The following is a 21755-nucleotide window of genomic DNA, read 5'->3' on the forward strand; positions in this document are numbered from 1 at the left end:
CAACGTTGTTTTACCCGTAGAGCAAGGATCCCACAACCGGGAACCACTCCCTCACAAGCAAGTTTCCTTAAAATGGGCAGGTTTCCCTAAAATGGAAGTGCAAGACCCTTTCTTAATGCCCCGTCGATCACATCGCTATAGGAACCGTCGTCGTTATGCAGGGTCTGTCCGGCGCAGATTGACAGGGGACCAGAGACCGAGCGCCGCGCGCGGACCACCACCCGCTTTGCCGCCTGACCGGCATAGGGCCAGAGAGGAAAAATCTGAACGGCCCCCGCTTTTTTTTCACGGAACACCTCAAGTATTTCATCCAGTCGATCCGCCCGGTGAACGATGGTCACGGCTCCCTTGTGCTTCACCAGCTTCAGCGCTGCCAGTATCCAGTCCCGCAGCAGGGCTTCGCCTTCGTGGTTCGCCAACAGCTTGATCGGGTCAGGCGAGGCATTGGAACGGCCTTTGGGCATAAAGGGCGGATTACAGATAACCTGGTCAAATGAGCCCAAGGATAGTTCCGCAGGCAGATGCAGCAGATCGCCCTGCACCAGCGACCAGCGACCTTCAAGTTTGTTAAGGACACGATTCTTCAAGGCGATATCATAAAGTACAGATTGCAGCTCAAGCCCGGTCACTCTGACTTTGGGAAGCCGCCCCATCAGACAGAGCCCCGCCGTGCCGACACCACAGCCAAGATCAAGGATCTCCTCCCCTGCTCTGGCCTCAACCGTTGCGGCCAGCAGTACCGCATCAATGCCCGCGCGGTAGCCCTTGACCGGTTGCAGCACCTTTATCCCGCCGCCAATAAACTCGTCTTCGCTCAGGGCTGTCACAACAGGGACCTCGCCTCTTCAGCGCTCAACTCTCCTGCGTCGGTCAACAGCCGCGTCGCCCGGATCGCATCATCTTCGCTCACCACAAGACGGCGTTGCACCGCCCCGATAGAGCCATCCATGATTGAGGCGTGCTGGTCCAGCACCAGACAGTCGATCCCCGCATCGGCCATCAGGGCCTGCAGCCAGGAAAGTTTGACAATATCATTGGTTCGATAGATTTCAATCACACGCTGGGCCCGAAGAACTGTTTATTATCTCCAGAACCTAGCGGCTTGGTGAAAAAACAACAAGGCTGGCGAAAGTGTTTATTCTGCCAGCCCTGCTACTTTTTACTATCGCGGTAAGTCGTTTTAAAATCTGCGTGTCACACCAAGACGCACAACACTTACACCCATGCCAATATCGTGGTCAGAATTATTGATTTTACGATCCTCTTCTCCAAATCCATAAACCATTCCTTCCAACCGTCCGGTCCAGTTCTCTGTCAGAACCATCTCGGCACCAAGTCCCAACGCCAGACCAACACTGAAGTCATCCCCTTTGTCATTAACCGTCTGCACCTGCAGATCAGAATAAGCGAGCCCGGCAGTTCCATAGAGGTGAACATTTTCCCAGGCATAACCCGCGCGTACCCTTGTCGAGGCCAGCCATATACTTTCCTGTTTGGCCGCGCCCAAAGAAGCGTTTGACTTCCTGTCATTGCTGTCCAGGTTTTGCAGATCAGCTTCAAGCCCCACGAGCCACTGACCACTATCCGACTGGCCGAACGGGGCAAAATTATACCCACCGACAACACCGGCAGACACACCGCTGTCATCCAGTTTCAGGTCGTTACTGGCATCATCATCAATGTAGGTATTTGACGAGTTCACACCAACCGTTAAACCAAGATAGGGGCCAGTCCAGTTATCAACCACGCCGCTTCCCTGTGCGGATGCAGTTTTTCCCGTCATTGTCCCTGCCAAAATCACAGTACCAGCAAAGACTATACCGAAAAACCCTGATCGAATTTTTCCAATCCCGGTTCGGATCTCCTTCCGGATCTTGAGGTTACCGAAAAAAGCAGGCCTAGATTTCAAATCGATCACTTTAACTTTCCTCATATGTATGTTGAAGCTTCCTGTCGGAATCGAATCAATAAATAATGAGAAATTATTATTGTAAAACGATAATTAATTCAAATTATATTTTTATGAATATCATTTACATTGGGATCGCTTTTTCATAGGTTGAAGATGCCAGAACAAAATGCCACCCCTTCCCGGTCGGCACGATCCCTGCTTTGATAAAGGAATTTTCCCGTGGCCAGATACAATTTACCACTTGCAATTTCTACTGCCGAAGGCGTGCCCGACAAAATCCGTTCACTGGCACGGACAGCTCAAATTATAGCAATAATCGGGATTACACTGATTATCTGGCTTATGATAGAAAGCTTTCGCACAGCGGTAATCAGCCCCGATGAAATCGCGGAAATAATGAGTTTTGTTCGGGAAAATATTGGCGAGAGCCCTGATTTCAAAGAAGCTGTCGCCAATGGTATAATCGGCTACCCTTTACCGCCGAGCTATTCCCTGGAATTCCGCGCGCTCTTCTTCATTATTCCCCTTCTCAGCAGCTTTCTTGGGCTCTATGCCCTGTTTTATGCTTTACGCTTATTCCGGGGATATCGCCGGGGTAATATTTTTACAGAAACGTCAGCCAACCGCCTGGCGCGTATAGGCTGGTCCGTTGTCCTCCTCGCGCCTGTAACAAGCCTTGAAGAATACTGGATCTTAAAAGCCATCCTTGTAACCCCCAGCCCCCTGTCCATTTTGACAAGTTACAACGGGCATGATCTTACTCTTTTTTCTATTGTCGGGGTAGAACAGCTTGATGCTTTTGCCATTGTTATCGGGTTGCTCATGGTACTTGTCGGACGCATCTTGCGTGAGGCAACAAAGATATCAGAAGAAAACCAGTCTTTTATTTAAGCCTCGAAGGCTCTATCACTAGAAGGTCAAACACGGAACAAAGTCACCGACATGCCCATAATCGTTACCCTGGACGTCATGCTGGCCAAGCGGAAAATGCGATCAAAAGACCTCGCCCAGTTCGTCAACATTACGGAACAGAATATATCTCTGTTAAAGTCAGGGAAAGTTAAGGGGTTGCGCTTTGAGACTCTCGAGAAAATCTGCGACGTTCTTGACTGCCAGCCTGCAGACATTCTGATGTATGAAAAAAATAGCCCCGAAGAATAGATCGCCGAAGAATAGATAGCTAGCCGCGAACGTTATGTGAAGCACAGTGCCGAGATCAGCTTTCGCCTGCGCAACAGGAAAAGACCCGCAAGACAACCTTCAAGAACCACAACCGATGCCGTACCACCCACAAGTCCCCAGCGCAGGGCAACCGGGACAGACAGCATCAGGAAAAACAATCCACAGGCATGAATAAACAAGACCCTGTTTTGTGCGCCATTAAGCCGTTCAATACTGCTGGAGGCGAGGCTGACAAAACGAAAAGTCACGGCCAGCGACAACATCTTCAAAACCATAACCAACGCGGGCTGTTCTCCCCCGAAGAACAGAGAAGCGAGCTGTTCTGCCAACAAAAACAGTACCACTCCGACAGCAAGGCCAGCTCCAAGCGCCGCCAAAATATAGAGCAGCGTCATGCGTTCCCGCTGCTCCGCGCCCGACCGCATAATTTCCCGAACGAAGACCTGATCCAGGACCAATGCTGTAATTGCCACAGCGCTAAAGACAGCAAAACCGGCATAAAAAATCCCAACCTCGGCCTCGCCGCCAGAGAACAGTAACCCTGTTCCAACCACCAGCGGATACCCCGCCATAATCCAGTCAATCAGACCAAACGGCAGGGTGCCTTTCAAAAGCACCCGCGTTTCGGGCTCTCCCTGACGGGACCAACCAGCAAGACGGTAAGCACAGAAGCCGTGGAGCAGAAATATCCCTCCTGCTGTTCCGGCAAAAGCCCAAGCCACGGCTTCTGAAGAACTATAGATCCTGGCGCTGGACAATAAGATCACCAGCATCAAAATCCCCTGTAGAATCAATAAACTTGACTGTAAGGAGAAGCGATCAAAAGCCCTGAAAAAACCCTGAAAAACCATATTCCCGGCAAGCGCGGCTCCACCGACAGCCATCGGTAACACTGTTCGAGCCAAATCTGCTGGCAATATTCCAAGTAAAAAGACACCCGCCAGGATCAGCCACTCTAAAAAGGCCAGCCCCATGATCAATTTCAAACAGGCCTTCAACAGCGCACCCGCTGTCTCGTTTTTCCCCGCCAGTTCTTTGACGATATAGGTTGGCAAGCCAACAGAAACACCGAACATCAGCAACAGTGCAACCGATTGCCCATAGGAAAAGCGGCCATAATCCTCAACCACCAGCCAGTGGGTAAGAACAATAGTTGTCGTCGCGGAAAGAACCCGCAACAACACCATTGATCCAGTGAGAAAAACCAGATTGCGCAACAGGTGAAATTTATCTGCCAATGCCCTTACAGGAGATGTCACAGGGAAGGCCCCGCTTTCCCCGACAGATTGCCTCTCGCTCTGCTGGAAGAGCTACCTGCCGGAGAACGATCCAGTGTTTTCCCTTCTGTTTGCATCGCTCCAGAGCGATAGGTAAACAGCCGGGCCAGTGCTGATGGTGAGGCCTTGATCGCTGTAAGGGTATCAACCTGTTCAAAACCCAAACGCCCCTTGATGTCGTATTGACTGAACCCACAGCGGATACTATTCAATCCGGAATCAAGTGCATATTTGATGCCTTCGGCCATGATCAGGCGATAGAGATTAAGGGGTTGAGCCAACGCATAATCCATCCCCAGAGACTTCTGGATCATGCTGTTACCATCGCGATAATTGATGGTACAGGCCGCCATCTGCCCCTTTACCCACGCCCCGATGACAATAACGTCATCCTGTCTGAGATACTGCTCTGCTGCTTTGAGAAAGCTGTCATCATAAAGCGTCTCGCTGCGATTCTGCGCCGCAACATTGCGCAGCAGGGCCATGATTTGATCTTGACAGGCTAAAGGACTTTTAATCACCCGCAACTCTACTCCGGCTTCGACCGCCTTTCGATAACATCTCGCCAGATAATTCCGATGCCGCCCCTGCAGGCCCTGCCCGAGATAATCCTGAAAGCTGGACCAGACAAGATCCAGCTGCGTATCGGTAATTCCCGGCGCAATCACATAGCCTTGCTGTTGTAAATGCCCAAGCAAACAGGCATCGCGTCTCTGATCCAGCATGACCATCCTGGCTGCCGGAGCCAGCCACTTCAAACGGAGCTGATCAATTCCCTTAAGCAGCAAGGGTAAAACCTGATCCGGATCTGCCTCTGGATGAACCTGGGGAGGCTTGTGAAAATTCACCGGGTTAATAGGCCACATCACCGAACGCACGGCCCGCCGCTGCCACGCCTGTTTGAAAGGCAAGGGATAAGGATAGCGATAGGCCCCGCAATGCCCGACCATATGGTCACCGTCATAAACCGCGATCACAGCAGTACGGCTGCGGGGCAAACTTGGCGCCTGTGCCGCCGCCCAGAAAGACTGCCAGCGGTGGCTGGACATCAGACTGTATTGAGCAACGGCATCCCAGGCAACGGCTGAAACAGCCGCTGGATCTTCGCTCACCATGATACGGCAGGTGCTCATGAAGCGGCAGAAACCTTTCCAGAAGATGTTGAACCGGAAGTGCTTGCATCAGAGGTGCCATCACTTAGTTCCGCCACTCCGAAATAGCGCCCCAGAGGATGAAGCCATCGGAAGTGATAAAACGCAATTATCAGAGCCAGAACCACATGCACCCCGATAAAGGCAAAGGCCTCGTGCTTGCTTGGGAAATGCCCTAAGCGAACTTTCATGTGTGACGCCCAGCCCCAGACTTCGGGGATCGGGTTGTATTTGGAACCAGCTTCATGAGGATTGATTGTCAAAAACGCCAGATCTTCTATGCCCGATAACATCAACACCAGCATACCAAAAGCAATACGCAAGACTGTCCCGGTTGTCCCACCGCCCATCCGGTGGATCAGGGCAAAGGCAAGAATCAGGCAAGGCACGATCAGAAGCGTCATGTAATAGAGATTGTCCGCTTCTCTGAAGGCCACATCAAAAAACATTTTTGGTACATAGAAAAAGAAAAACACGGCAAAACACAGATAAGATAAAGGCACCGTTAAGCGAAAACGACGGAAGAGTTCCGGATCAAACAGCGCAATCGCCAGGGCTGCGAGGGAAAAAGGCGTTAACTTGAACAGAAAAATTCCGAGGCTTTTCACTTCCCGCTCAGAGGGCAGGAACAGAATTGCATAGCCCCCAAGAATCAGGGCACAAATGCCAAAGAAAAGTGACCACTTGGTAGAGCGCGACATTTAGTACTCCTGATTCCCGCATAAATTTGGGGATAAATTTGGTGATAGATTATCGTCATCAATAACGAAAGCAACACTGGTCTCAAGGCAGGACAGCGCTTCATTTACCCGAGCCTTTTCTTCGTGTGCCAGCAAGACGACCCCGAGACGGTCAACCGTTCGTTTAAACTGCTGTACCCGTTCTCCCGGTTTTACAAAGAAAGTATCCTGCTTGCAGGCCGGGTGTGCCCGCAATATTTCCAGTCCAGAAACGGCCGACAGCCGACCCGTTTCTTTTGCAGTCAAAACCTGTTGGATTCCATATCCCCTTGGCCGGAGAAACTGATCAGGCTTTACTATTTCGATACCCAAAGCCAATCGCAGTACCCAGTCCTGGGTATCGACACCATAGGTTTCACGTACCAGCGCCGGGAACCCGTTTCCAGACAGCCGCGCCCCCATTTCAATGAAACAAATTCGCCCGTCCGGGGTAACTATCAGATCAAAATTCAAAGGACCACTTGTGATATCTAGTGCATCAGCTATGCGATCAATGGCCGGAACCAAATCGGTTTCAAGTACGGCAGGCAAAGGAAAACCGACGCTGTGGCGAGTAACCAGAAAATCAGGTGGCCCCGTATGTCCGCGTTTACTTGTCGCAGTCAGCATACAGCGTCCATCAAGGCGAAAGGCTTCCACCCCGAACTGATCCCCTGTCACATAGTCTTCGATGATGACCAGTCCAGTCGGAGAGGTCGATGAGGCCTTGTCAAAAGCCGCCGGAAACTGATCGAGATCTTCCAGAAAGCTTAAACCCTTGCTGCCAGAAGAGTCAGCCGGCTTGACGATCAGCGGCAGTGCACGCCCCCGAGCAAACGCCAGCAACACCAAAGGGTCTTTTGATTCACAATGTGCCGGAGCAAAGATCCCCATCTCCTCAGCCCGTGACGAGAAGTAACCTTTGTCACAAGATGCTGCAACCGCAGCAGAACTTGGGGGATTGGGCAAACCGTAATGTTGGCTCAAATCATAAATAGTCTGGTGAAAGGAATCATTACCGGGCGATGCAACGCCGTCCAGAACCTCTCCTTCCAGCTGGATGATAATATCTTCAGCAGATCGGCTTGTCAGCAGCAGAAACCTGTCAGCAAACGGACGCGCCATGGAATTCGGGTTGGCATCAGCGCCGATAACATAAGCTCCAGCAGCCTTCGCCGCCTGATAAAGAGGCAGCTGATCCGGACTTGCCCCAAGAATAAGGATTGTTTTTCCTGCCGCATGTCCGATTTGGGTTTTGACCTGCACCACAGCAGAAGCAACCAGTTCCTCTTGTTCATCTCCAGGCCGTTCAAGAACATCAGATTCCATCATCGTTTCCCTTCCCCGGAAGAGGCAACCAATGTCGGTGTCGGCTTGCCATACTGTAGTAAATCACGCGTCGTGAAGTCGGCTTGACAGGCGGGAATATTGCTTTCCCTGACATAAACCTGTTTATACGGCAGGTTATTGCTAAAGGGGCGCTTGATATATTCCCCCATGATTGCCAGCCCGAACAGGTTGCCCACAGCGATAGCCGCCCCGGTATAGGCCATGCCTTCGCTGCCGATAAACCCGCCGATCATGGCCGCAACAACCGCGACCCCGGCCAAAAGCCACAGAACTGTCAGCGGCATGGTCGAAAAGCCGAGAAACAGATCAAAACTGTGCTGGAACATCTTGTAGAGCGTCCATTTGGACTCACCAGCCCGGCGGGCGTGATGATCAGTCTCCACAGAAATATAGTTATGTGTAACCTTTGGCACGGTCACGATAAAATACTGGGCCCGCGCCGGATAGTTGATCACATCCCGGGCAACAGCTGTCCGCATAACCCGAAAGACCGATGCGCCGACTGGCACTTCAATACCGAAGAGACTTCCGGCAATAAACTGCTGGATTTTGGTGCCCCAGACCCGATATAGCGGATCATCGCGGTCCCGGCGAATACCAAAAACCACATCATAGCCTTCCTGGGCTTTTTCGATCAGCTTGTAAGACTCTTCAGGCGGCGACTGGAGATCACAATCATACTGGATACACCAGTCATGCACAGCGTATCGATAGCCGATACGAAAGGCTGCACAGTTGCCAAAGTTACGCGAGAAAGCAATATATTTAACCCGGCTGTCCTTGGCTGCAAAAGACTTGATTATCTCCAGCGAGCGATCTGTGCTGCCATCATCTGTAAAGATGATTTCGTAGTCTTCGTAAGGTGACAATGCCTTGGTAAAAGCCTCATAGGCGGCGTCAAGATTTTCTTCCTCGTTGTAACAAGGAACAATTGCAGAAATCTTCATGGTATTTCTACCCTTTGAATGTCGGTCGTCAATAAATCAGATTAATCCAGCTGGCTTTGGTGCCATTGCCAGGCCGTTTTAATGATGGTTTCAAGATCACTATGAGAGGGTTTCCACCCGAGCAGGTCATGCGCTCTTGCTGTCAAAGCGACGAGCTCTGCCGGATCCCCGGGGCGACGGGGGCCAAAATCGTGGGGAACAGACTTTCCTGTTATCTTTTTAACCGCAGTCAAAATTTCCAAAACAGAACTGCCCCGCCCCGTGCCAAGATTGCAAGCGAAGGAAGTTCTACCTTCAAGCAGTGCTCTAAGAGCTGCAACATGCGCTGTTGCCAGATCGCAGACATGGATATAATCCCGGATGCAGGTTCCATCTGGGGTAGGATAGTCCGCGCCATGAATGACCAGTGGATCGCCTCCTGATACCGCCTTCAGGACGTTCGGAATCAAATGCGGCTCGGGGTCATGCTCTTCCCCGATCTCCCCTTCCGGATCAGCCCCTGCCGCATTAAAATACCGCAATATTGCCGAAGAGAACTGATAGGCAGCAGCAAAATCCTGCAGTACCTTCTCAACAATCAGTTTGGTCTGTCCATAGGGATTGATCGGTGCCTGGACCTCATCTTCTGTTATTGGCTGTTGTGCAGGAATACCATAGGTCGCGCAACTGCTGGAAAAGACCAGCTTCGTAATTCCGACCCGGCGCATTGCCTCTAGTAACGAAAGGCTTCCCGCCACATTTGTTCTGTAATACTCCGCCGGGAGTACCATTGATTCACCGATGTAGGCTTTGGCGGCAAAATGCAGAACCGCTACTGGCTGGTATTCCCGGAACACCTCGACGAGCTTTTCACCATCCGCAATGTCCCCTTGAATGAAAGGCCCCCAGCGAACAGCCTTTTCGTGCCCCGTACTCAAGTCATCATAGGTAATCGGCAAAAACCCGCTTTGATGGAGCAGCTTACAAACATGACTGCCAACATAGCCGGCACCTCCGGTAACCAATACAGGAATAAGCTCAGGCATGTGCAGCTTCTCTCGTCTCCAGAGAACTTTCTTTTCTCGCCCGCTCCGGTATCAAAGCGGCCCTAAAATAATCTCTGGTTCGCGTCAGCCCCTCCCGCACAGAAACTTCAGGTTTCCAATCCAGCACGGTCCGGGCCTGTTCAATATCGGGCTTGCGTCTTTTGGGGTCATCCTCGGGCAGAGCCAGATGAGTCAGCGCGGAAGCTCCCCCGACCAGCTCACAAACCAGTTCGGCCAGCTCAAGCATGGTGTACTCTTCCGGATTTCCCGCGTTGATCGGCGTCTCATGCCTGGTCTTATTGTCCATACAGGCAATAATAAGACGAACCAGATCATCCACATAACAGAAAGAACGGGTTTGCTGGCCATCGCCATAAATAGTTAGAGGCATCCCTTTCAGGGCACTGACAATAAAATTGGATACCACCCTGCCATCGCTGGCCTGCATCCGGGGGCCATAGGTATTGAAAATACGGATCACCCGGGTATCAACACCGTGCATCCGGAAGTAATCATAAAACAGGGTTTCTGCGCAGCGTTTACCCTCGTCATAGCAGGACCGCGAACCAATGGGGTTTACATTACCCCAGTAGTTCTCCACCTGTGGATGCTGTAGAGGATCACCGTATACCTCACTGGTCGAGGCCTGCAGGATCGGCACATCACAGCTCCGCGCCAGCTCAAGCATATTCAAAGCCCCCTGCACACAGGTTCTCAGCGTATGCACCGGGTCGCGTTGGTAATCGACGGGTGATGCCGGGCAAGCCAAATTATAGATTGCGCTGACTTTCAGTTCGAGCGGCTCGGTAATATCATGCCGACGAAACTCAAATCTCGGATGTCGCATAAAATCGGAAAGATTATCCAGGCTTCCGGTCATCAAATTATCGACACAAAGAACATAATCGCCTCGGGCAATCAGTGCTTCGCATAGATGTGAACCGATAAAACCCGCACCCCCCGTCACCAGTACAGGCGTGGTTGTCCTCGTCACGTTAGTCAAGCTCCCTGTTTGCAGTGCCGGTCTTTCTTCAGAACTCAACCACTGCGTTTTATTTCCGAATTAACAAGCCAGAAACCTGCTTCCAGAATTATTATTTTTATCTATATTTGCAATCGACTGCGGCTATATTTTCACCTCTTGAAAATCAACTTTCATGATGATGTTTAAGAGACAGAATTAAAGCACAATTTGCGATACCAAAAAGATAATTCATTGAAAAATCGTATACATTACCTATAGCAAAAAATCGAATCCCGCTACCTAATTCACTTAGTTTTGGAAATTTTTTGAAAAATTCAGAGTAGAAGAATACCTTTTATCCAGAGAAAATAACGCCTTAAGGCGTTATGATTTTTGATTATAATATACAATTATTAAGGTAATATCTGGACTTTTCGTGGAACAGACAGAACTAGACTTAAGCAAAACAGCTCAGTACCCAAGAAGTCCTGACAAGCGATAAACACAAGCCCTAAAGTAACGTTGCTTGATACAACCTGTTTACACCGCCCGGATGTTTGTCAGGAAGCTTTCCGTCTGACTGCGCAAACCTTCGGTTTTTGTATTGAGCTCCCTTGCCGTGGCTGCAACTTACTTCGAAGTGGAACCGCCCTCATTAGTTCCCCGACTTAAACTGGCAATTTTTTCAGTCACAGCTTTGGTCTCAATTGGGCACAAGACACCTTTAGAACCTCGCTGCTATTACTGCCCTTCCAGCAGTGACCGGCGCTGAACCAGCTCACCTGCCAAAAAATCCATGCAGGCCCTGATACGTCCAACACTACGCAGATCGGGATGGGTCAAGAGCCAGAGCTCCCCGGTCAGTTCTGGCAAAGGCCCGGCAAGTCGCAGCAGACTGCTGTCTTCATCAGCCATAAAGCAGGGCAGAATAGCCAGACCGGCACCGGCCCGCACAGCATCGGCGACTGCCAGAAGGCTGTTGTGGCGGGTGCGCACAGAAGGCTGCAATCCCTTTTCACGCAACCATCGTGCAAGGGGGAGATAAAACAGCTTCTCACCCGGACCAACCCAGACCTGCTGTTGCAAAACGGCCAAAGGGACCGTCAGGGGCACATCCCTGGGGACATCCTTCAAGCCAGCAGGTGATCTACCAGATGAACCGGCCAGCGACCCCTCAGGAACTCTGTCCTCCAGATGTTGTTGCGCATAACTTTTGTGACAGTAAACCGCCATGGCAATATCTGAAAGACGACGTCCGATCATGTTATCTCCAGCCTCCTTGCTTGGCCGGAGCGCAATATCTGCATCACGACGGTTCAGATTGACGATCTCGTTTGAACAGTCGATTTCCAGCTCAATTTCTGGAAATCTCTTTTGCAAAGCGACCAATATCGGCGAAAGAAAATTGATCAGCAGCGTATCCGTCGTGGTGATCCGTACCAGCCCCGCAGGCTCAAGCTCCTGTCCCAAAATCTGGCGTTCCAGACCAACCAGATCCTGGTCAAACCGGCCCGTCAGCGCCGCAAGTCTTTCTCCTGCAGCTGTCAGACTGTAACCATCCCGGCCGCGCTCAAATAATTTGGCGGCCAGCTTTTCTTCTATCTGGTTGATATGACGAAACACCGTTGCATGGCTGATGCCCAGGTTCCGTGCCGCAGCGGAAAGAGAGCCCGCTTCAGCAACTGCCAGCACCGTGCGCAGATCACGCCAATATTCCCCCTGTTCATTCATGCAAAGGTAATCTCCATTTTTGGATAATTGTTATCCACAAACAAACAGATTAAATCAGCAGGAAGCAGGCAACAAGAGCAATAACAAATCCCCGGGCTCCCTACGGAAAACAGCCTTATGTTCAAACCTCGGGCAGACCAGAGCAAATGACAAAACAGGAGTACGATCATGACCGCCCCTCTTCTCACCCCGCAAAAATACCCCGCAGCAGGAACTGGGATTGCCCCCGCTCCCCCCCAAGACCTTATCCATGGCCTTACCCGGGACATTACCAGAACTCCCCCCCAGCCAGACAGCCAACTGGAACTGGTCAGCTTTAACCTCTGCCCCTATGTCCAAAGGGCGATTATCCTGCTGACAGAAAAAGGTATCCCGCACAAACGCAGCTATATTGATCTGGCAAATAAGCCGGACTGGTTCAACAAACTCTCACCCTTGGGCAAGGTTCCTCTGCTTGTAACACCCGCCGGTACTCTTTTTGAATCTGCCGTTATATTGGAATATCTTGATGAAACAGCAGGAACCTCTCTTCATCCGGAAAGTGCTTTTGAGAAGGCACGGCATCGCTCCTGGATCGAGTTTTCTTCCTCTATCCTCGCGACAATTTCAGGTTTCTACAGCGCTTCAACCCGGCAAAAGCTGGAAGAACAGGCACAACTGTTAACGGAAAAATTTTCATGGCTTGAGCAAAGTCTGAAAGAGCACAGCTATTTTTCCGACAGCAATTTTCGTCTGGTGGATGCCGCTTATGCACCCGTTTTCAGGTATTTTGATGTCTTCGAAAGCTTTTGTGATTTTGATTTTTTCCGGAACGCCCCCAAAGTCAGAAACTATCGAACAGCTCTGGGCTTGCGTCCTTCGGTCAAATCAGCGGTCAGAGCAGACTACCCTGATCTGCTTCTCGCGTTTCTCAGGCGTAAAAATTCCAGTCTCTCAGGACTGATCCCCGATGATCTCTTTCTGGGAGAGCCCAACAGAAAGTGATCAGAGAAAAACTGCAGAGACTGCAAGTTCCCTTTCACAGCTGGATGCTTCCCGTCAAAGATACAGATCTCCTGTTCGAGGAAAGCACCAACCGAGAATGCCTTTCAGATCCCCGCTTCCTCCAATAAAAAAGCTGTTATCCGGTTTACTCGCTTCCCCGCTTCCTATAAGAACGAACTTGCGTGATCTCTGGTTGATCCTGGATCGCGGGAACCACGGGTCCGGCCCTGTGCCGGTAGCAGATATTAGGGGATGAACGTGGCCATCGCTGCGGATGTAAAAGCTGATCAGAGTGCAACTCCGTCAAAGAATAACCAGGCCAAAAACGGCATGGATGTTCTTCTCGACCTCGTGTCAGATGATCTCAAGGCCGTCAACGCCCTGATCATGAAACACATGCAGTCGGATGTTGTATTGATCCCGCAACTGGCCGGACATCTTATTGCGGCTGGTGGCAAGCGCCTGCGCCCCCTTCTGACCCTGGCTTCTTCCAGACTTTGCGGCTACCAAGGCGATCGTCACCTTGGCCTTGCTGCCTGTATCGAATTTATTCACACCGCGACCCTGTTGCACGATGACGTGGTCGACGAAAGTGACCTGCGTCGCGGACGCGATACCGCCAACGCCCTTTTTGGCAACAAGCCATCGGTTCTGGTTGGTGATTTTCTCTTCAGCCGTGCTTTTCAGCTGATGTCGCGCGACAGTTCGCTGGAAGTCATCCGTATTCTATCCGATGCATCCGCCGTGATTGCCGAAGGTGAAGTTCAGCAGTTGATGACCAGCAACGATCTGGAAACAGACCGTGATGCCTATCTCAAGGTTATCAGTGGCAAAACCGCCGTGCTCTTTGCCGCCTCCTGTCAACTCGGCGCTGTGGTTGCCGACCGCCCGCAGAGCGAAGCCGACGCACTGGAATCCTATGGACAGTATCTCGGCATCGCCTTCCAGCTGGTCGACGATATTCTTGACTATTCCGCCAAACAGGCCGCACTGGGCAAAACTGTCGGTGATGATTTCCGCGAAGGCAAGATGACCCTGCCGATCATCCTGGCTTACGAAAAAGCCACAGCTGATAATAATGTCGAGGAACTTTCTTTCTGGAAACGTGTGATCGAGGAGCTTGATCAGACCGAAGACGATCTGGCACAGGCAATTGCCCTGATGCACAAACATAATGCACTGGAAGACAGTATGGCGTTTGCACGTGATTACGTCCAAAAAGCAATCGATGCCCTGTCGATTTTCCCCGACAGCCCGGAAAAAAATGCCCTCGTCGGGGCGGTCGAATTCTCGATTTCCCGCGAATTTTAACTGCCCGGATTTTAACCGACCAGATATTAACCGACCTGCCCCGCCAACCGGGACAGCTTGGTCATATTCCTGACCTTATGGTTGTTTTTTTTCACAAAGCAGACTAGGCTTGCCGGGCTCTTGGGACAAAACTCGCCCAGAATACCGGCTTTACTTGCAACCCCCTGCCAGAGAAAACACCGCCATGACCCCTGAATTCCTGCTGACATCTCTTGTCATTATCGTTATTCCCGGCACGGGTGCGGTCTACACCATTGCGACAGGTCTTGCTGCAGGTCGGCTCTCCAGTATCTTTGCGGCTTTCGGGTGTACGCTGGCTATTGCCCCCCATATGGCGGCAGCAATTTTTGGCCTCGCCGCTATTCTGCACACCAGCGCGGTGCTGTTTCAGGGCATAAAGATTTGTGGTGTCGTCTATCTGCTCTATCTGGCTTATCAGGCCCTGAAATCCCAAGGCCCGCTGAAAATCAGCGAGGCTGGAAATTTGCCCGTCAGTAAAACCAAAATTATTCAGAGCGGAATATTGATCAACTTGCTCAATCCCAAACTCTCGATCTTTTTCCTCGCCTTTCTGCCCCAGTTTGTCGATCCCGTCTCCGCCAACTGGGCGGGGGAAACCCTGCTTCTCGGCGGGATCTTTATGGCCATGACTTTTGTCGTTTTCAGTCTCTATGGTCTTTTTGCCTCTGCCTTGCGAGAGGTCGCGCTCGGCAGCGAAACCTTCATGCGCTGGTTCCGCCGCACCACAGCAACGGCTTTTGCCGGCTTTGGTATCAAGCTTGCTTTCAGCGAACAATAGCTTCCCGGGATTTCAGATTACGCACCGAAATTCTCAGGATAACGAAGGTTAATGAACATTAACTTTCTGTCAATCCTGTTCGATTAAGCTCTTCGTCACAGGAGCTGACAGGTATGATTACATGAAGATAATCCGGACATCACAGGCCGTGAGCCGTTTAAGCATCATTCTTGCCATTGTTGTGCCCCTGATTTTCATTGCTGTCGTCGTTCTGAAGAACCAACGCTTTCCAGCAGGTTTTGAGATTATAAAATTCGGTGGTATCATGCTGGCCATCGGTATTGTTGTCTGGATTTCCGTCCGGATTACAGCCGTCCTTGCTGAAATGTTCAGTAAATGGCTCGACAAGTTACTTGATAGAGACTGGAAATATCCTTCCCGACAAGCTGGTGCCGCTCAGAAGTTTTCCGAGAATAAATATCAGCCCAAGATTATTGATGCGGAAATTCTTGAGGAAGAGAACCACCATCCCTCTGTTGGGCAAAACGCTGATTCTTCAGACCAGGCCCAGGCATCACATCATCGTGGAGATGCAAGAGCAGAGCCTGATTGGGCCAAAGCCAGTCCTTTTGAAAGCTCTCCCGACGACAAAAAGATCAAACGCAAGCGCCTGATCGGGCCGCCCTCCCGGCTGAGTAAGACCATCATGGTGGCAACAACTGCTCTGATATTCTTTGCCCTGATCAATAACCTGATGGAAAACCATTGGCATTCCCTGCTTGCACCGCTTCCTCTGCTTTGGGGGGCCATATGTCTGTGGCGGATCTGGGATCCCAAAAATGCTCCGGCTGTAACCCCGGGCGGGGAGAAAGATTCTTCAGCAGCCAACAGCAATAAAAGCTAGACCAGCTCGCCCCCTTTCCCGGATTAAAAAATCTAATCCTGACGAATAGATTTTATCCTCTTGCCAGAAACATCAGAACGGGTAGAGTCCGGGCACAATAATTACCCAAATCCCCGATATGGTGAGCAGATGTTTCTTGTTGAGATTGCAGCCCTCTCTGCCGCCGCCGTATGGGCGATCGGGGGAATGGTATCAACCACACCCGCAGAGCGCCTTGGCACCATCGGCTTTAACCGTATCCGTATGCAGCTGGTTTTTGTTATGCTGGCGGCTTATGTTACGATATTTGGCGGTTGGGACAGCATCCGTCCAGACCAGATGGCCGAAGTGCTGGTGTCCGGACTGATCGGTATCCTCTTGGGGGATACCGCGCTTTTTGCCACCCTCAACCGTCTTGGCCCGCGCAGAACTGCCATTCTCTTTTCCACCAACGCTCCCATGAGCACCCTGCTGGGCTGGGTCTTCCTTGATGAAGTTCTCTCGCCTTCCGCCCTTGCCGGAACCCTGCTGGTCATTGCCGGGGTTGTTCTGGCGATTGTCTATGGCAAGCGCCGTGCCCAGCTTCACAAGTGGGAAGAAATAAAAGGTCCCCTGATCGTCGGCGTCGCAATGGGCCTGCTCGCAGCGCTGGGGCAGTCTCTTGGCTCTCTTGTTGCCAAGCCTGTTATGGCTTCTGGTGCTGATCCTGTGGCCGTAGCCGCAGTGCGTGTGGGCATTACCGCGCTTGGCCTGACCATTCTGGCCTCGACCCGCATTCAGGCCTTCAAAATGAAAAACCCGCTTGACCGCGAAACCCTGGGTCTCGTGATTATCTCGGGCTTTCTGGGGATGTGTGTCGGTATGACGCTGATCCTCTATGCCCTCGCCCAGGGGGATGTCGGGGTCGTTGCAACTCTCTCGGCAACCACCCCGGTTCTGATGTTACCGATGATGTGGTTCCGGACCAAGGAACGCCCCGCAGCAGGTGCCTGGATCGGGGCTGTCCTGGTCGTCTGTGGTACGGGCCTGATTTTCATCGGCTGATTTCCCTTGATACAAACCATTTATTTGCAAGCAAAAACAATCTTTTAAAACAAATCACGACAGATCATTCACCGTTACTGACAGATACTTTGGCAATAATTACAATATTTGCAGATGAAAAAGATATTTTAATCTTTATGACTTATCTTCGTAATCCTGGCTTCACAAAAAAAACCGGGAAGAAGAATGCAACTGATAAAAAACGCGGGCTTTCGCATCGGGCATCGCCTGATCGCCCTGATCATTGTTTCCTCGGTAGGTCTTCTTATCGTTGGTGGTTTTTCCATTAACAATCTCAGAAATGACCTGCTCAACCAGAAACAGCTGGAACTCAAGCATATTATTGAATCGGCGGTAGGTATTGCCGACAGCTATCACGCCCGTGCCCAAAATGGCGAGCTATCCGAAGCTGATGCCCAGAAAAATGCCCTACAGGCGATCAATGGCATCCGTTATGGAGATGGTGATTATCTCTGGGTGAACGATATTAATTCCGTCATGATCATGCATGCCGTCAAACCGGCACTTGATGGCCAAGATCTGAGCAAACTGGAAGACCCCAACGGCAAATTGATCTTCCCGGCCTTTGTCAGTGCCGTCAAGACGTCCGGTGGCGGCTATGTCGACTATCTCTGGCCCAAACCCGGACAGGAAGAACCCGTCGAAAAACTTTCTTATGTCCAGAGCACCAAAAACTGGGGCTGGATTATCGGTACCGGCGTTTATATGGATGATTTTGATGCCGCGCTGCTTGAACGTATCCAGTTGCTGATTGCCATTATTGCCGTTGCCCTGATCACCACCATTGTCATCTCCATTGCTGTCACCCGCAGCATTACAGGCCCTCTGGGGCGGATGACTAACGCGATGATGGACCTGGCCACCGGAAAGACCGATACAGAGATCCCGCAACCAAGCTTCAACGATGAAATCAAGGATATGGCAGAAGCGATGGAGGTCTTCCACCGCAATGCCAGCGAACGGCAGCGCCTGCAGAGCGAGCAGGAAGAACAGCAACGCCGGGCACAGGACGAAAAACAGAAAATGCTGAGCGACCTGGCCCACAACTTTGAGCAGTCTGTTGGCGCCCTGACACAAAAAGTTGCCGACAGTGCAGTTCAATCCAGTGCCGGAGCCCAGGAAATGGCAGCTGTCGCCGTTGCCACCAGCGAAGAAGCCCGTGCCATCGTCGAGATCTCGCACACCGCCTCGCGAAGTGTCAACGCCGTGACCAATGCTTCCCAGCTCCTGACCTCTTCTATCGAAGAAATTGACCAGCGGGTACGGGAGTCTTCTTCCGTTGCCAGCGACGCCGTGATCCAGATTGAAAAGACCAACAAGGAAGTCGAGGGTCTTTCCGAAGCAGCCCGTAAAATCGGCGATGTGGTCGGTCTGATTTCCGATATCGCCGAGCAGACCAACCTCCTGGCACTCAACGCGACGATTGAGGCCGCCCGTGCCGGAGAAGCAGGCAAGGGCTTTGCGGTTGTTGCCTCTGAGGTGAAATCCCTGGCAACCCAGACGGCTAAGGCAACCGAGGAGATTTCGGAACAGATCATGTCAATGCAAAGTGCGACCGGAACAGCCGTCGGTGCGATCAAGGGTATTCAGGACATCATCACCCGGATCGACGAAATTGCCGGGACCATTTCTGAATCCGTCTCGCGTCAGAATCAGGCGACACATGATATTGCCCAAAATGTTCAGGAAGCCTCCTATAGCACAGGACAGGTTACAGACACCGTCGACCGTGTCCGCAGCACTGCAGAGAATACCAGCTCTGCTGCACAGGCGGTCGAAGGGATGATCCTGGAAATGACCGACCACGCCGACAAACTCGGCAAGGAAGTTGAAGCCTTCCTCAGTAAAGTCAGGATCGCCTGATTTTACCTCTCCCGTGTTTTTGAAACGAGTAGATCCCGCAGTTTTCCGGGGTCTACTCGTTTCTGCTCTTTGGTTTTATCTGTCAGTAAAGTGGTACATGGTCCGGGTAACGGATCTGGCGCTTTTCAATGGTGGGTTCGGCAAAACTGTGCGACCAGACAGCTCCCGGCCAATGGATATCGATCCCCCCCCGAAGCGGCCAGTAGACCGAGGTATAGAGCGTGCCAAAGCCACGGGAGAAGTTCGTTGAATAGAGCGGTGGCTTGAGGAAGGCACCGATAAATTTTTCGGCGGGCTCCTCATGCATGGTCAGACGCTGCAACAAAAACCGCTCACGCTCAACGGTTGCTGTTACCCGCGCATGCAGATGCCATTCAACGTGTTCCTGATGGTTGGTCGCAACCCGGGTATCCTTGACCAGAACGTCCCGGTCCGGCGAAAGATATACCGTCACATAGGCCCCGGAACGATCCACACAGGTCACATTATAGGCCATATGACAGGGAATACGGCGCAGAACGGCAATAGCCTCTTTTGTTGTATCACAAAACTCCAGGATATAGCGCAGGATCAGCGGCACACCGAAGCCATTGCCCACGACCCGCCGCCCGCCAAAGGTCAGCGAAATCGCCAGCCCCGCATCGTTAAGGCCATCAACCACGCCCCACATACCATCGGAAATTGCCATGACCCGGCGACCATTCCAGGCACTGTCGAGCAGGACCCCGTCACAAAGTTCTGGGGCATAGTCATAGTTCCGCACCAGCATGGGCTCATCCCCCAGCCAGACCGCTTGTGAACAGCCGGAAAGGTAAAGTGGCGGGCGATAAAAACTGAGAAAACGGGCGGCGAGATCTCCGCCGCCCGCCAGTTCACAAAGATGTTCGTAGGTCGGCACCAGTTCCGGCATGTAGCGTTTCATTGCCCGAAGTCCGGCAAGATAGGTCTGTCTGGCTGCGATGCCCTCGCTCAGAAACCACTTTTCATAGGCTGGCCACAAACGATCAAACAGATCCTTCCAGGCCGGGCCAGCCTTGGTCTCATAGAGCTTTTCAAAAACAAGATCCATCTTGCTACACTTCTGCCGAAACCAGGTCGACCTTACATGATCTTGAAAGCCGGATCAGCAACTGGCAAAGCTTCTGCCGTTGGTAACGGCGTTGCCTTGAATTTTGACTTGATCCCGTCAATCCATTGTTTGGATCTGGCATTGAGCTGGAACGCCTTGTTCATCGCCCGGCCCCGGGTCACCAGAATACCCAAATCAGCCCCTTCATAGCGATAATCACCCGGCATCAGGATGCGCAGGAAGAAGGCCTCGGTTTCACTGTTTACCGCCCGGCGATGGTAATCGAAACGATCATACTCAACCGTCCCATCCGGCAGAAGTCGCCAGATCCCGCTTTCAGGTGCCTCGGTCAGGATATCCACGTTGTCGTCCGTATGCTTGATCACCATCTGGCACCAGTCATCAATGTTTTCACTGTCCGCCCAGCGTTCGTTCAATTCATTGACATCCAGCTTGAACGGCACATTGGAAAATTCCAGCAGATGGAACAGGAACAGCGGTGCATCCGCATGGGCAAAGGCCGCGTGGTTGGTCATGGAACTGGCCCCGGTGACCCGCGGGTTACATTCACCCAGATAAACTTCCCCGTCATCGGTATCGATCAGGAAGTCCAGCTCGAAATAGCCGCGATAGCCTTCCTTGACCAGTTGATTGCCAAAGCTCTCGGTATAGCGCCGGGCTTTTTCCAGAATAGACTCGCTAAAAGACCCCGGGAAAATTTCGTTGCCACACCAGCCACCGCGATAAGGTGTCAGCTGCTTGAAACCGACCAGTTCAGTCATCAAAGGTCCGACAACTGTTCCGGCCTTGGTCGCACAGGCCTCAATGGCAGAACCCCGGTTGTTGATCCGCTTCATGATCTTGATTTCGCCCTGCCCGACGATTTTCTGTTCATAGCGTTTAAAGTCTTTTTCGCTCTTGATAAAGAAAGTTGTATGGCCGGAATCACCAAAGGCCGACTGCAAAACCAGATCTGTCCCGATTGGCTTGGACACCTCCTGAAGGTGTTTCCAGCTTTTCACCACACTCAGAACGTTTGGTACTGACGGAACCCCTGCCGCATTGCCAATACGCACCGTTTCGATCTTGTGGTCGATCTTCTCGCGCAGGGCAGCTTTGGGGAACCAGACGTCGATCCCGAGTTCTTTACAGATCTTTTCGATCCGGGCATCAAACATCAGGAAAACCACCTTGGGCTTTTTCTTGGAAGACTTGATCAGATCAATGACTTCTTTGTGCTCCAGCAGGTAAACATTGATATCCTCAATCGATTCAAATTCCGGATGTTCCGCTTCACTCGGAACAAAAACGTTTGGATGGCGGCCATCAAAACAGTCTATATAGCTGATGTACTTGAAATTACGGCACCATTCATCAATCCCTAACAGATTGAAATTGGTCGCTGACACAAAGAAAATCGGCTGTTCGTTCCGGTGAAAAAATCGCCGGATTTCTGACATGTTATTCAGTGTCTTAACTGCTTTTTTAGCTGATGAGCTTTTCCCTGAAACCACGGCTTTTTTAACAACTTTTTTTACGGCTTTATTATTCATAAATAGCCTCCCTGTTTATAGCGTTGTATT

At 51.5% G+C, this 21755-nt stretch carries 21 protein-coding genes; 8 read left to right on the forward strand and 13 right to left on the reverse strand.

Annotated features, from left to right (window positions below; translation table 11 throughout):
* Positions 1–86: 86 nt before the first annotated feature.
* From B152_RS22895 to B152_RS25175, 3 genes are all read right to left on the reverse strand, one after another.
* Positions 87–827, reverse strand: coding sequence for a tRNA1(Val) (adenine(37)-N6)-methyltransferase (locus B152_RS22895; RefSeq protein ID WP_020591753.1), 741 nt, complete (start codon positions 825–827; stop codon positions 87–89).
* On the reverse strand, positions 824–1057 hold the full coding sequence (locus B152_RS0107310; protein ID WP_020591754.1) for a putative signal transducing protein: 234 nt from the start codon (positions 1055–1057) through the stop codon (positions 824–826). Before B152_RS0107310 ends, B152_RS22895 begins: the two co-directional genes overlap by 4 nt.
* 123 nt (positions 1058–1180) lie before the next feature.
* Positions 1181–1783, reverse strand: a complete 603-nt coding sequence (locus B152_RS25175; RefSeq protein ID WP_157230943.1) for an outer membrane protein — start codon at positions 1781–1783, stop codon at positions 1181–1183.
* A 348-nt stretch (positions 1784–2131) separates the two neighbouring features.
* Here B152_RS25175 and B152_RS0107320 point away from each other — a divergent pair, with 348 nt between their 5' ends.
* Together B152_RS0107320 and B152_RS0107325 are read left to right on the forward strand one after the other, a co-directional pair.
* Positions 2132–2803 carry a DUF2975 domain-containing protein gene (locus B152_RS0107320; RefSeq protein WP_020591756.1) on the forward strand — a complete coding sequence of 224 codons (672 nt, stop codon included), beginning with the start codon at positions 2132–2134 and terminating at the stop codon, positions 2801–2803.
* A 51-nt stretch (positions 2804–2854) separates the two neighbouring features.
* Positions 2855–3073, forward strand: a complete 219-nt coding sequence (locus tag B152_RS0107325; protein WP_020591757.1) for a helix-turn-helix domain-containing protein — start codon at positions 2855–2857, stop codon at positions 3071–3073.
* Positions 3074–3105: 32 nt separating this feature from the next.
* Here B152_RS0107325 and B152_RS0107330 read toward each other — a convergent pair whose 3' ends face one another.
* The 8 genes from B152_RS0107330 to B152_RS0107365 form a co-directional block, all read right to left on the reverse strand.
* The gene (locus B152_RS0107330) at positions 3106–4353 is read right to left on the reverse strand and encodes an MATE family efflux transporter (RefSeq protein WP_020591758.1); all 1248 of its coding nucleotides are present in this window, start codon (positions 4351–4353) and stop codon (positions 3106–3108) included.
* Positions 4350–5504, reverse strand: a complete 1155-nt coding sequence (locus B152_RS0107335; protein ID WP_020591759.1) for a GNAT family N-acetyltransferase — start codon at positions 5502–5504, stop codon at positions 4350–4352. Before B152_RS0107335 ends, B152_RS0107330 begins: the two co-directional genes overlap by 4 nt.
* Positions 5501–6223 (reverse strand): hypothetical protein, encoded by a 723-nt coding sequence (locus tag B152_RS22905; protein ID WP_020591760.1) that lies wholly within the window; start codon positions 6221–6223, stop codon positions 5501–5503. Before B152_RS22905 ends, B152_RS0107335 begins: the two co-directional genes overlap by 4 nt.
* Positions 6224–7573, reverse strand: coding sequence for an ATP-grasp domain-containing protein (locus B152_RS0107345; RefSeq protein ID WP_083921832.1), 1350 nt, complete (start codon positions 7571–7573; stop codon positions 6224–6226). It lies immediately after the preceding gene.
* On the reverse strand, positions 7570–8538 hold the full coding sequence (locus B152_RS22910) for a glycosyltransferase family 2 protein (RefSeq protein WP_020591762.1): 969 nt from the start codon (positions 8536–8538) through the stop codon (positions 7570–7572). The genes B152_RS0107345 and B152_RS22910 overlap by 4 nt, the downstream gene beginning before the upstream one ends.
* A gap of 41 nt (positions 8539–8579) precedes the next feature.
* Complete coding sequence (gene galE, locus B152_RS0107355; protein WP_020591763.1) at positions 8580–9563, reverse strand: UDP-glucose 4-epimerase GalE; 984 nt, start codon at positions 9561–9563, stop codon at positions 8580–8582.
* Positions 9556–10557 (reverse strand): UDP-glucuronic acid decarboxylase family protein, encoded by a 1002-nt coding sequence (locus tag B152_RS0107360; RefSeq protein WP_020591764.1) that lies wholly within the window; start codon positions 10555–10557, stop codon positions 9556–9558. The genes galE and B152_RS0107360 overlap by 8 nt, the downstream gene beginning before the upstream one ends.
* 711 nt (positions 10558–11268) lie before the next feature.
* Positions 11269–12258 carry a LysR family transcriptional regulator gene (locus B152_RS0107365; protein ID WP_020591765.1) on the reverse strand — a complete coding sequence of 330 codons (990 nt, stop codon included), beginning with the start codon at positions 12256–12258 and terminating at the stop codon, positions 11269–11271.
* A 168-nt stretch (positions 12259–12426) separates the two neighbouring features.
* On the opposite strand from B152_RS0107365, the gene B152_RS0107370 reads away from it, so the two are divergent.
* The 6 genes from B152_RS0107370 to B152_RS0107400 all read left to right on the forward strand — a co-directional run bounded on the left by B152_RS0107370 (position 12427) and on the right by B152_RS0107400 (position 19103).
* On the forward strand, positions 12427–13242 hold the full coding sequence (locus tag B152_RS0107370; protein WP_020591766.1) for a glutathione S-transferase family protein: 816 nt from the start codon (positions 12427–12429) through the stop codon (positions 13240–13242).
* A 252-nt stretch (positions 13243–13494) separates the two neighbouring features.
* Positions 13495–14553, forward strand: coding sequence for a polyprenyl synthetase family protein (locus B152_RS0107380; RefSeq protein WP_020591768.1), 1059 nt, complete (start codon positions 13495–13497; stop codon positions 14551–14553).
* 184 nt (positions 14554–14737) lie between these two features.
* Positions 14738–15352 (forward strand): LysE family translocator, encoded by a 615-nt coding sequence (locus tag B152_RS0107385; protein ID WP_020591769.1) that lies wholly within the window; start codon positions 14738–14740, stop codon positions 15350–15352.
* 121 nt (positions 15353–15473) lie between these two features.
* A complete protein-coding gene (locus B152_RS0107390; protein ID WP_020591770.1) occupies positions 15474–16196 on the forward strand; it encodes a hypothetical protein in 723 nt (240 codons plus the stop codon).
* Positions 16197–16325: 129 nt separating this feature from the next.
* Positions 16326–17219: a DMT family transporter gene (locus B152_RS0107395; RefSeq protein ID WP_020591771.1), complete on the forward strand. Its 894-nt coding sequence runs from the start codon at positions 16326–16328 to the stop codon at positions 17217–17219.
* A gap of 186 nt (positions 17220–17405) precedes the next feature.
* Positions 17406–19103: a methyl-accepting chemotaxis protein gene (locus tag B152_RS0107400; protein ID WP_020591772.1), complete on the forward strand. Its 1698-nt coding sequence runs from the start codon at positions 17406–17408 to the stop codon at positions 19101–19103.
* A gap of 82 nt (positions 19104–19185) precedes the next feature.
* Here the strand turns inward: B152_RS0107400 and B152_RS0107405 are convergent, their stop codons facing one another.
* Positions 19186–20172 (reverse strand): C45 family autoproteolytic acyltransferase/hydrolase, encoded by a 987-nt coding sequence (locus B152_RS0107405; RefSeq protein ID WP_020591773.1) that lies wholly within the window; start codon positions 20170–20172, stop codon positions 19186–19188.
* A gap of 32 nt (positions 20173–20204) precedes the next feature.
* Positions 20205–21725, reverse strand: coding sequence for a biotin carboxylase (locus B152_RS0107410; RefSeq protein WP_020591774.1), 1521 nt, complete (start codon positions 21723–21725; stop codon positions 20205–20207).
* Positions 21726–21755: the final 30 nt, after the last annotated feature.

This window comes from Kiloniella laminariae DSM 19542 (assembly GCF_000374005.1).
Classification (GTDB): Bacteria; Pseudomonadota; Alphaproteobacteria; order Kiloniellales; family Kiloniellaceae; genus Kiloniella; species Kiloniella laminariae.

Excerpts from the sequence above, each read along its gene's own strand:
- B152_RS0107335 (WP_020591759.1), bottom strand. The coding sequence starts at position 5,504 with ATGAGCACCTGCCGTATCATGGTGAGCGAAGATCCAGCGGCTGTTTCA.
- B152_RS0107345 (WP_083921832.1), bottom strand. The coding sequence starts at position 7,573 with ATGATGGAATCTGATGTTCTTGAACGGCCTGGAGATGAACAAGAGGAA.
- B152_RS0107400 (WP_020591772.1), top strand. The coding sequence starts at position 17,406 with ATGCAACTGATAAAAAACGCGGGCTTTCGCATCGGGCATCGCCTGATC.
- B152_RS0107380 (WP_020591768.1), top strand. The coding sequence starts at position 13,495 with ATGAACGTGGCCATCGCTGCGGATGTAAAAGCTGATCAGAGTGCAACT.
- B152_RS0107385 (WP_020591769.1), top strand. The coding sequence starts at position 14,738 with ATGACCCCTGAATTCCTGCTGACATCTCTTGTCATTATCGTTATTCCC.
- B152_RS0107410 (WP_020591774.1), bottom strand. The coding sequence starts at position 21,725 with ATGAATAATAAAGCCGTAAAAAAAGTTGTTAAAAAAGCCGTGGTTTCA.
- B152_RS0107405 (WP_020591773.1), bottom strand. The coding sequence starts at position 20,172 with ATGGATCTTGTTTTTGAAAAGCTCTATGAGACCAAGGCTGGCCCGGCC.
- B152_RS0107325 (WP_020591757.1), top strand. The coding sequence starts at position 2,855 with ATGCCCATAATCGTTACCCTGGACGTCATGCTGGCCAAGCGGAAAATG.
- B152_RS22910 (WP_020591762.1), bottom strand. The coding sequence starts at position 8,538 with ATGAAGATTTCTGCAATTGTTCCTTGTTACAACGAGGAAGAAAATCTT.
- B152_RS22905 (WP_020591760.1), bottom strand. The coding sequence starts at position 6,223 with ATGTCGCGCTCTACCAAGTGGTCACTTTTCTTTGGCATTTGTGCCCTG.
- B152_RS25175 (WP_157230943.1), bottom strand. The coding sequence starts at position 1,783 with ATGACGGGAAAAACTGCATCCGCACAGGGAAGCGGCGTGGTTGATAAC.
- galE (WP_020591763.1), bottom strand. The coding sequence starts at position 9,563 with ATGCCTGAGCTTATTCCTGTATTGGTTACCGGAGGTGCCGGCTATGTT.
- B152_RS0107370 (WP_020591766.1), top strand. The coding sequence starts at position 12,427 with ATGACCGCCCCTCTTCTCACCCCGCAAAAATACCCCGCAGCAGGAACT.
- B152_RS0107365 (WP_020591765.1), bottom strand. The coding sequence starts at position 12,258 with ATGAATGAACAGGGGGAATATTGGCGTGATCTGCGCACGGTGCTGGCA.
- B152_RS0107395 (WP_020591771.1), top strand. The coding sequence starts at position 16,326 with ATGTTTCTTGTTGAGATTGCAGCCCTCTCTGCCGCCGCCGTATGGGCG.
- B152_RS0107390 (WP_020591770.1), top strand. The coding sequence starts at position 15,474 with ATGAAGATAATCCGGACATCACAGGCCGTGAGCCGTTTAAGCATCATT.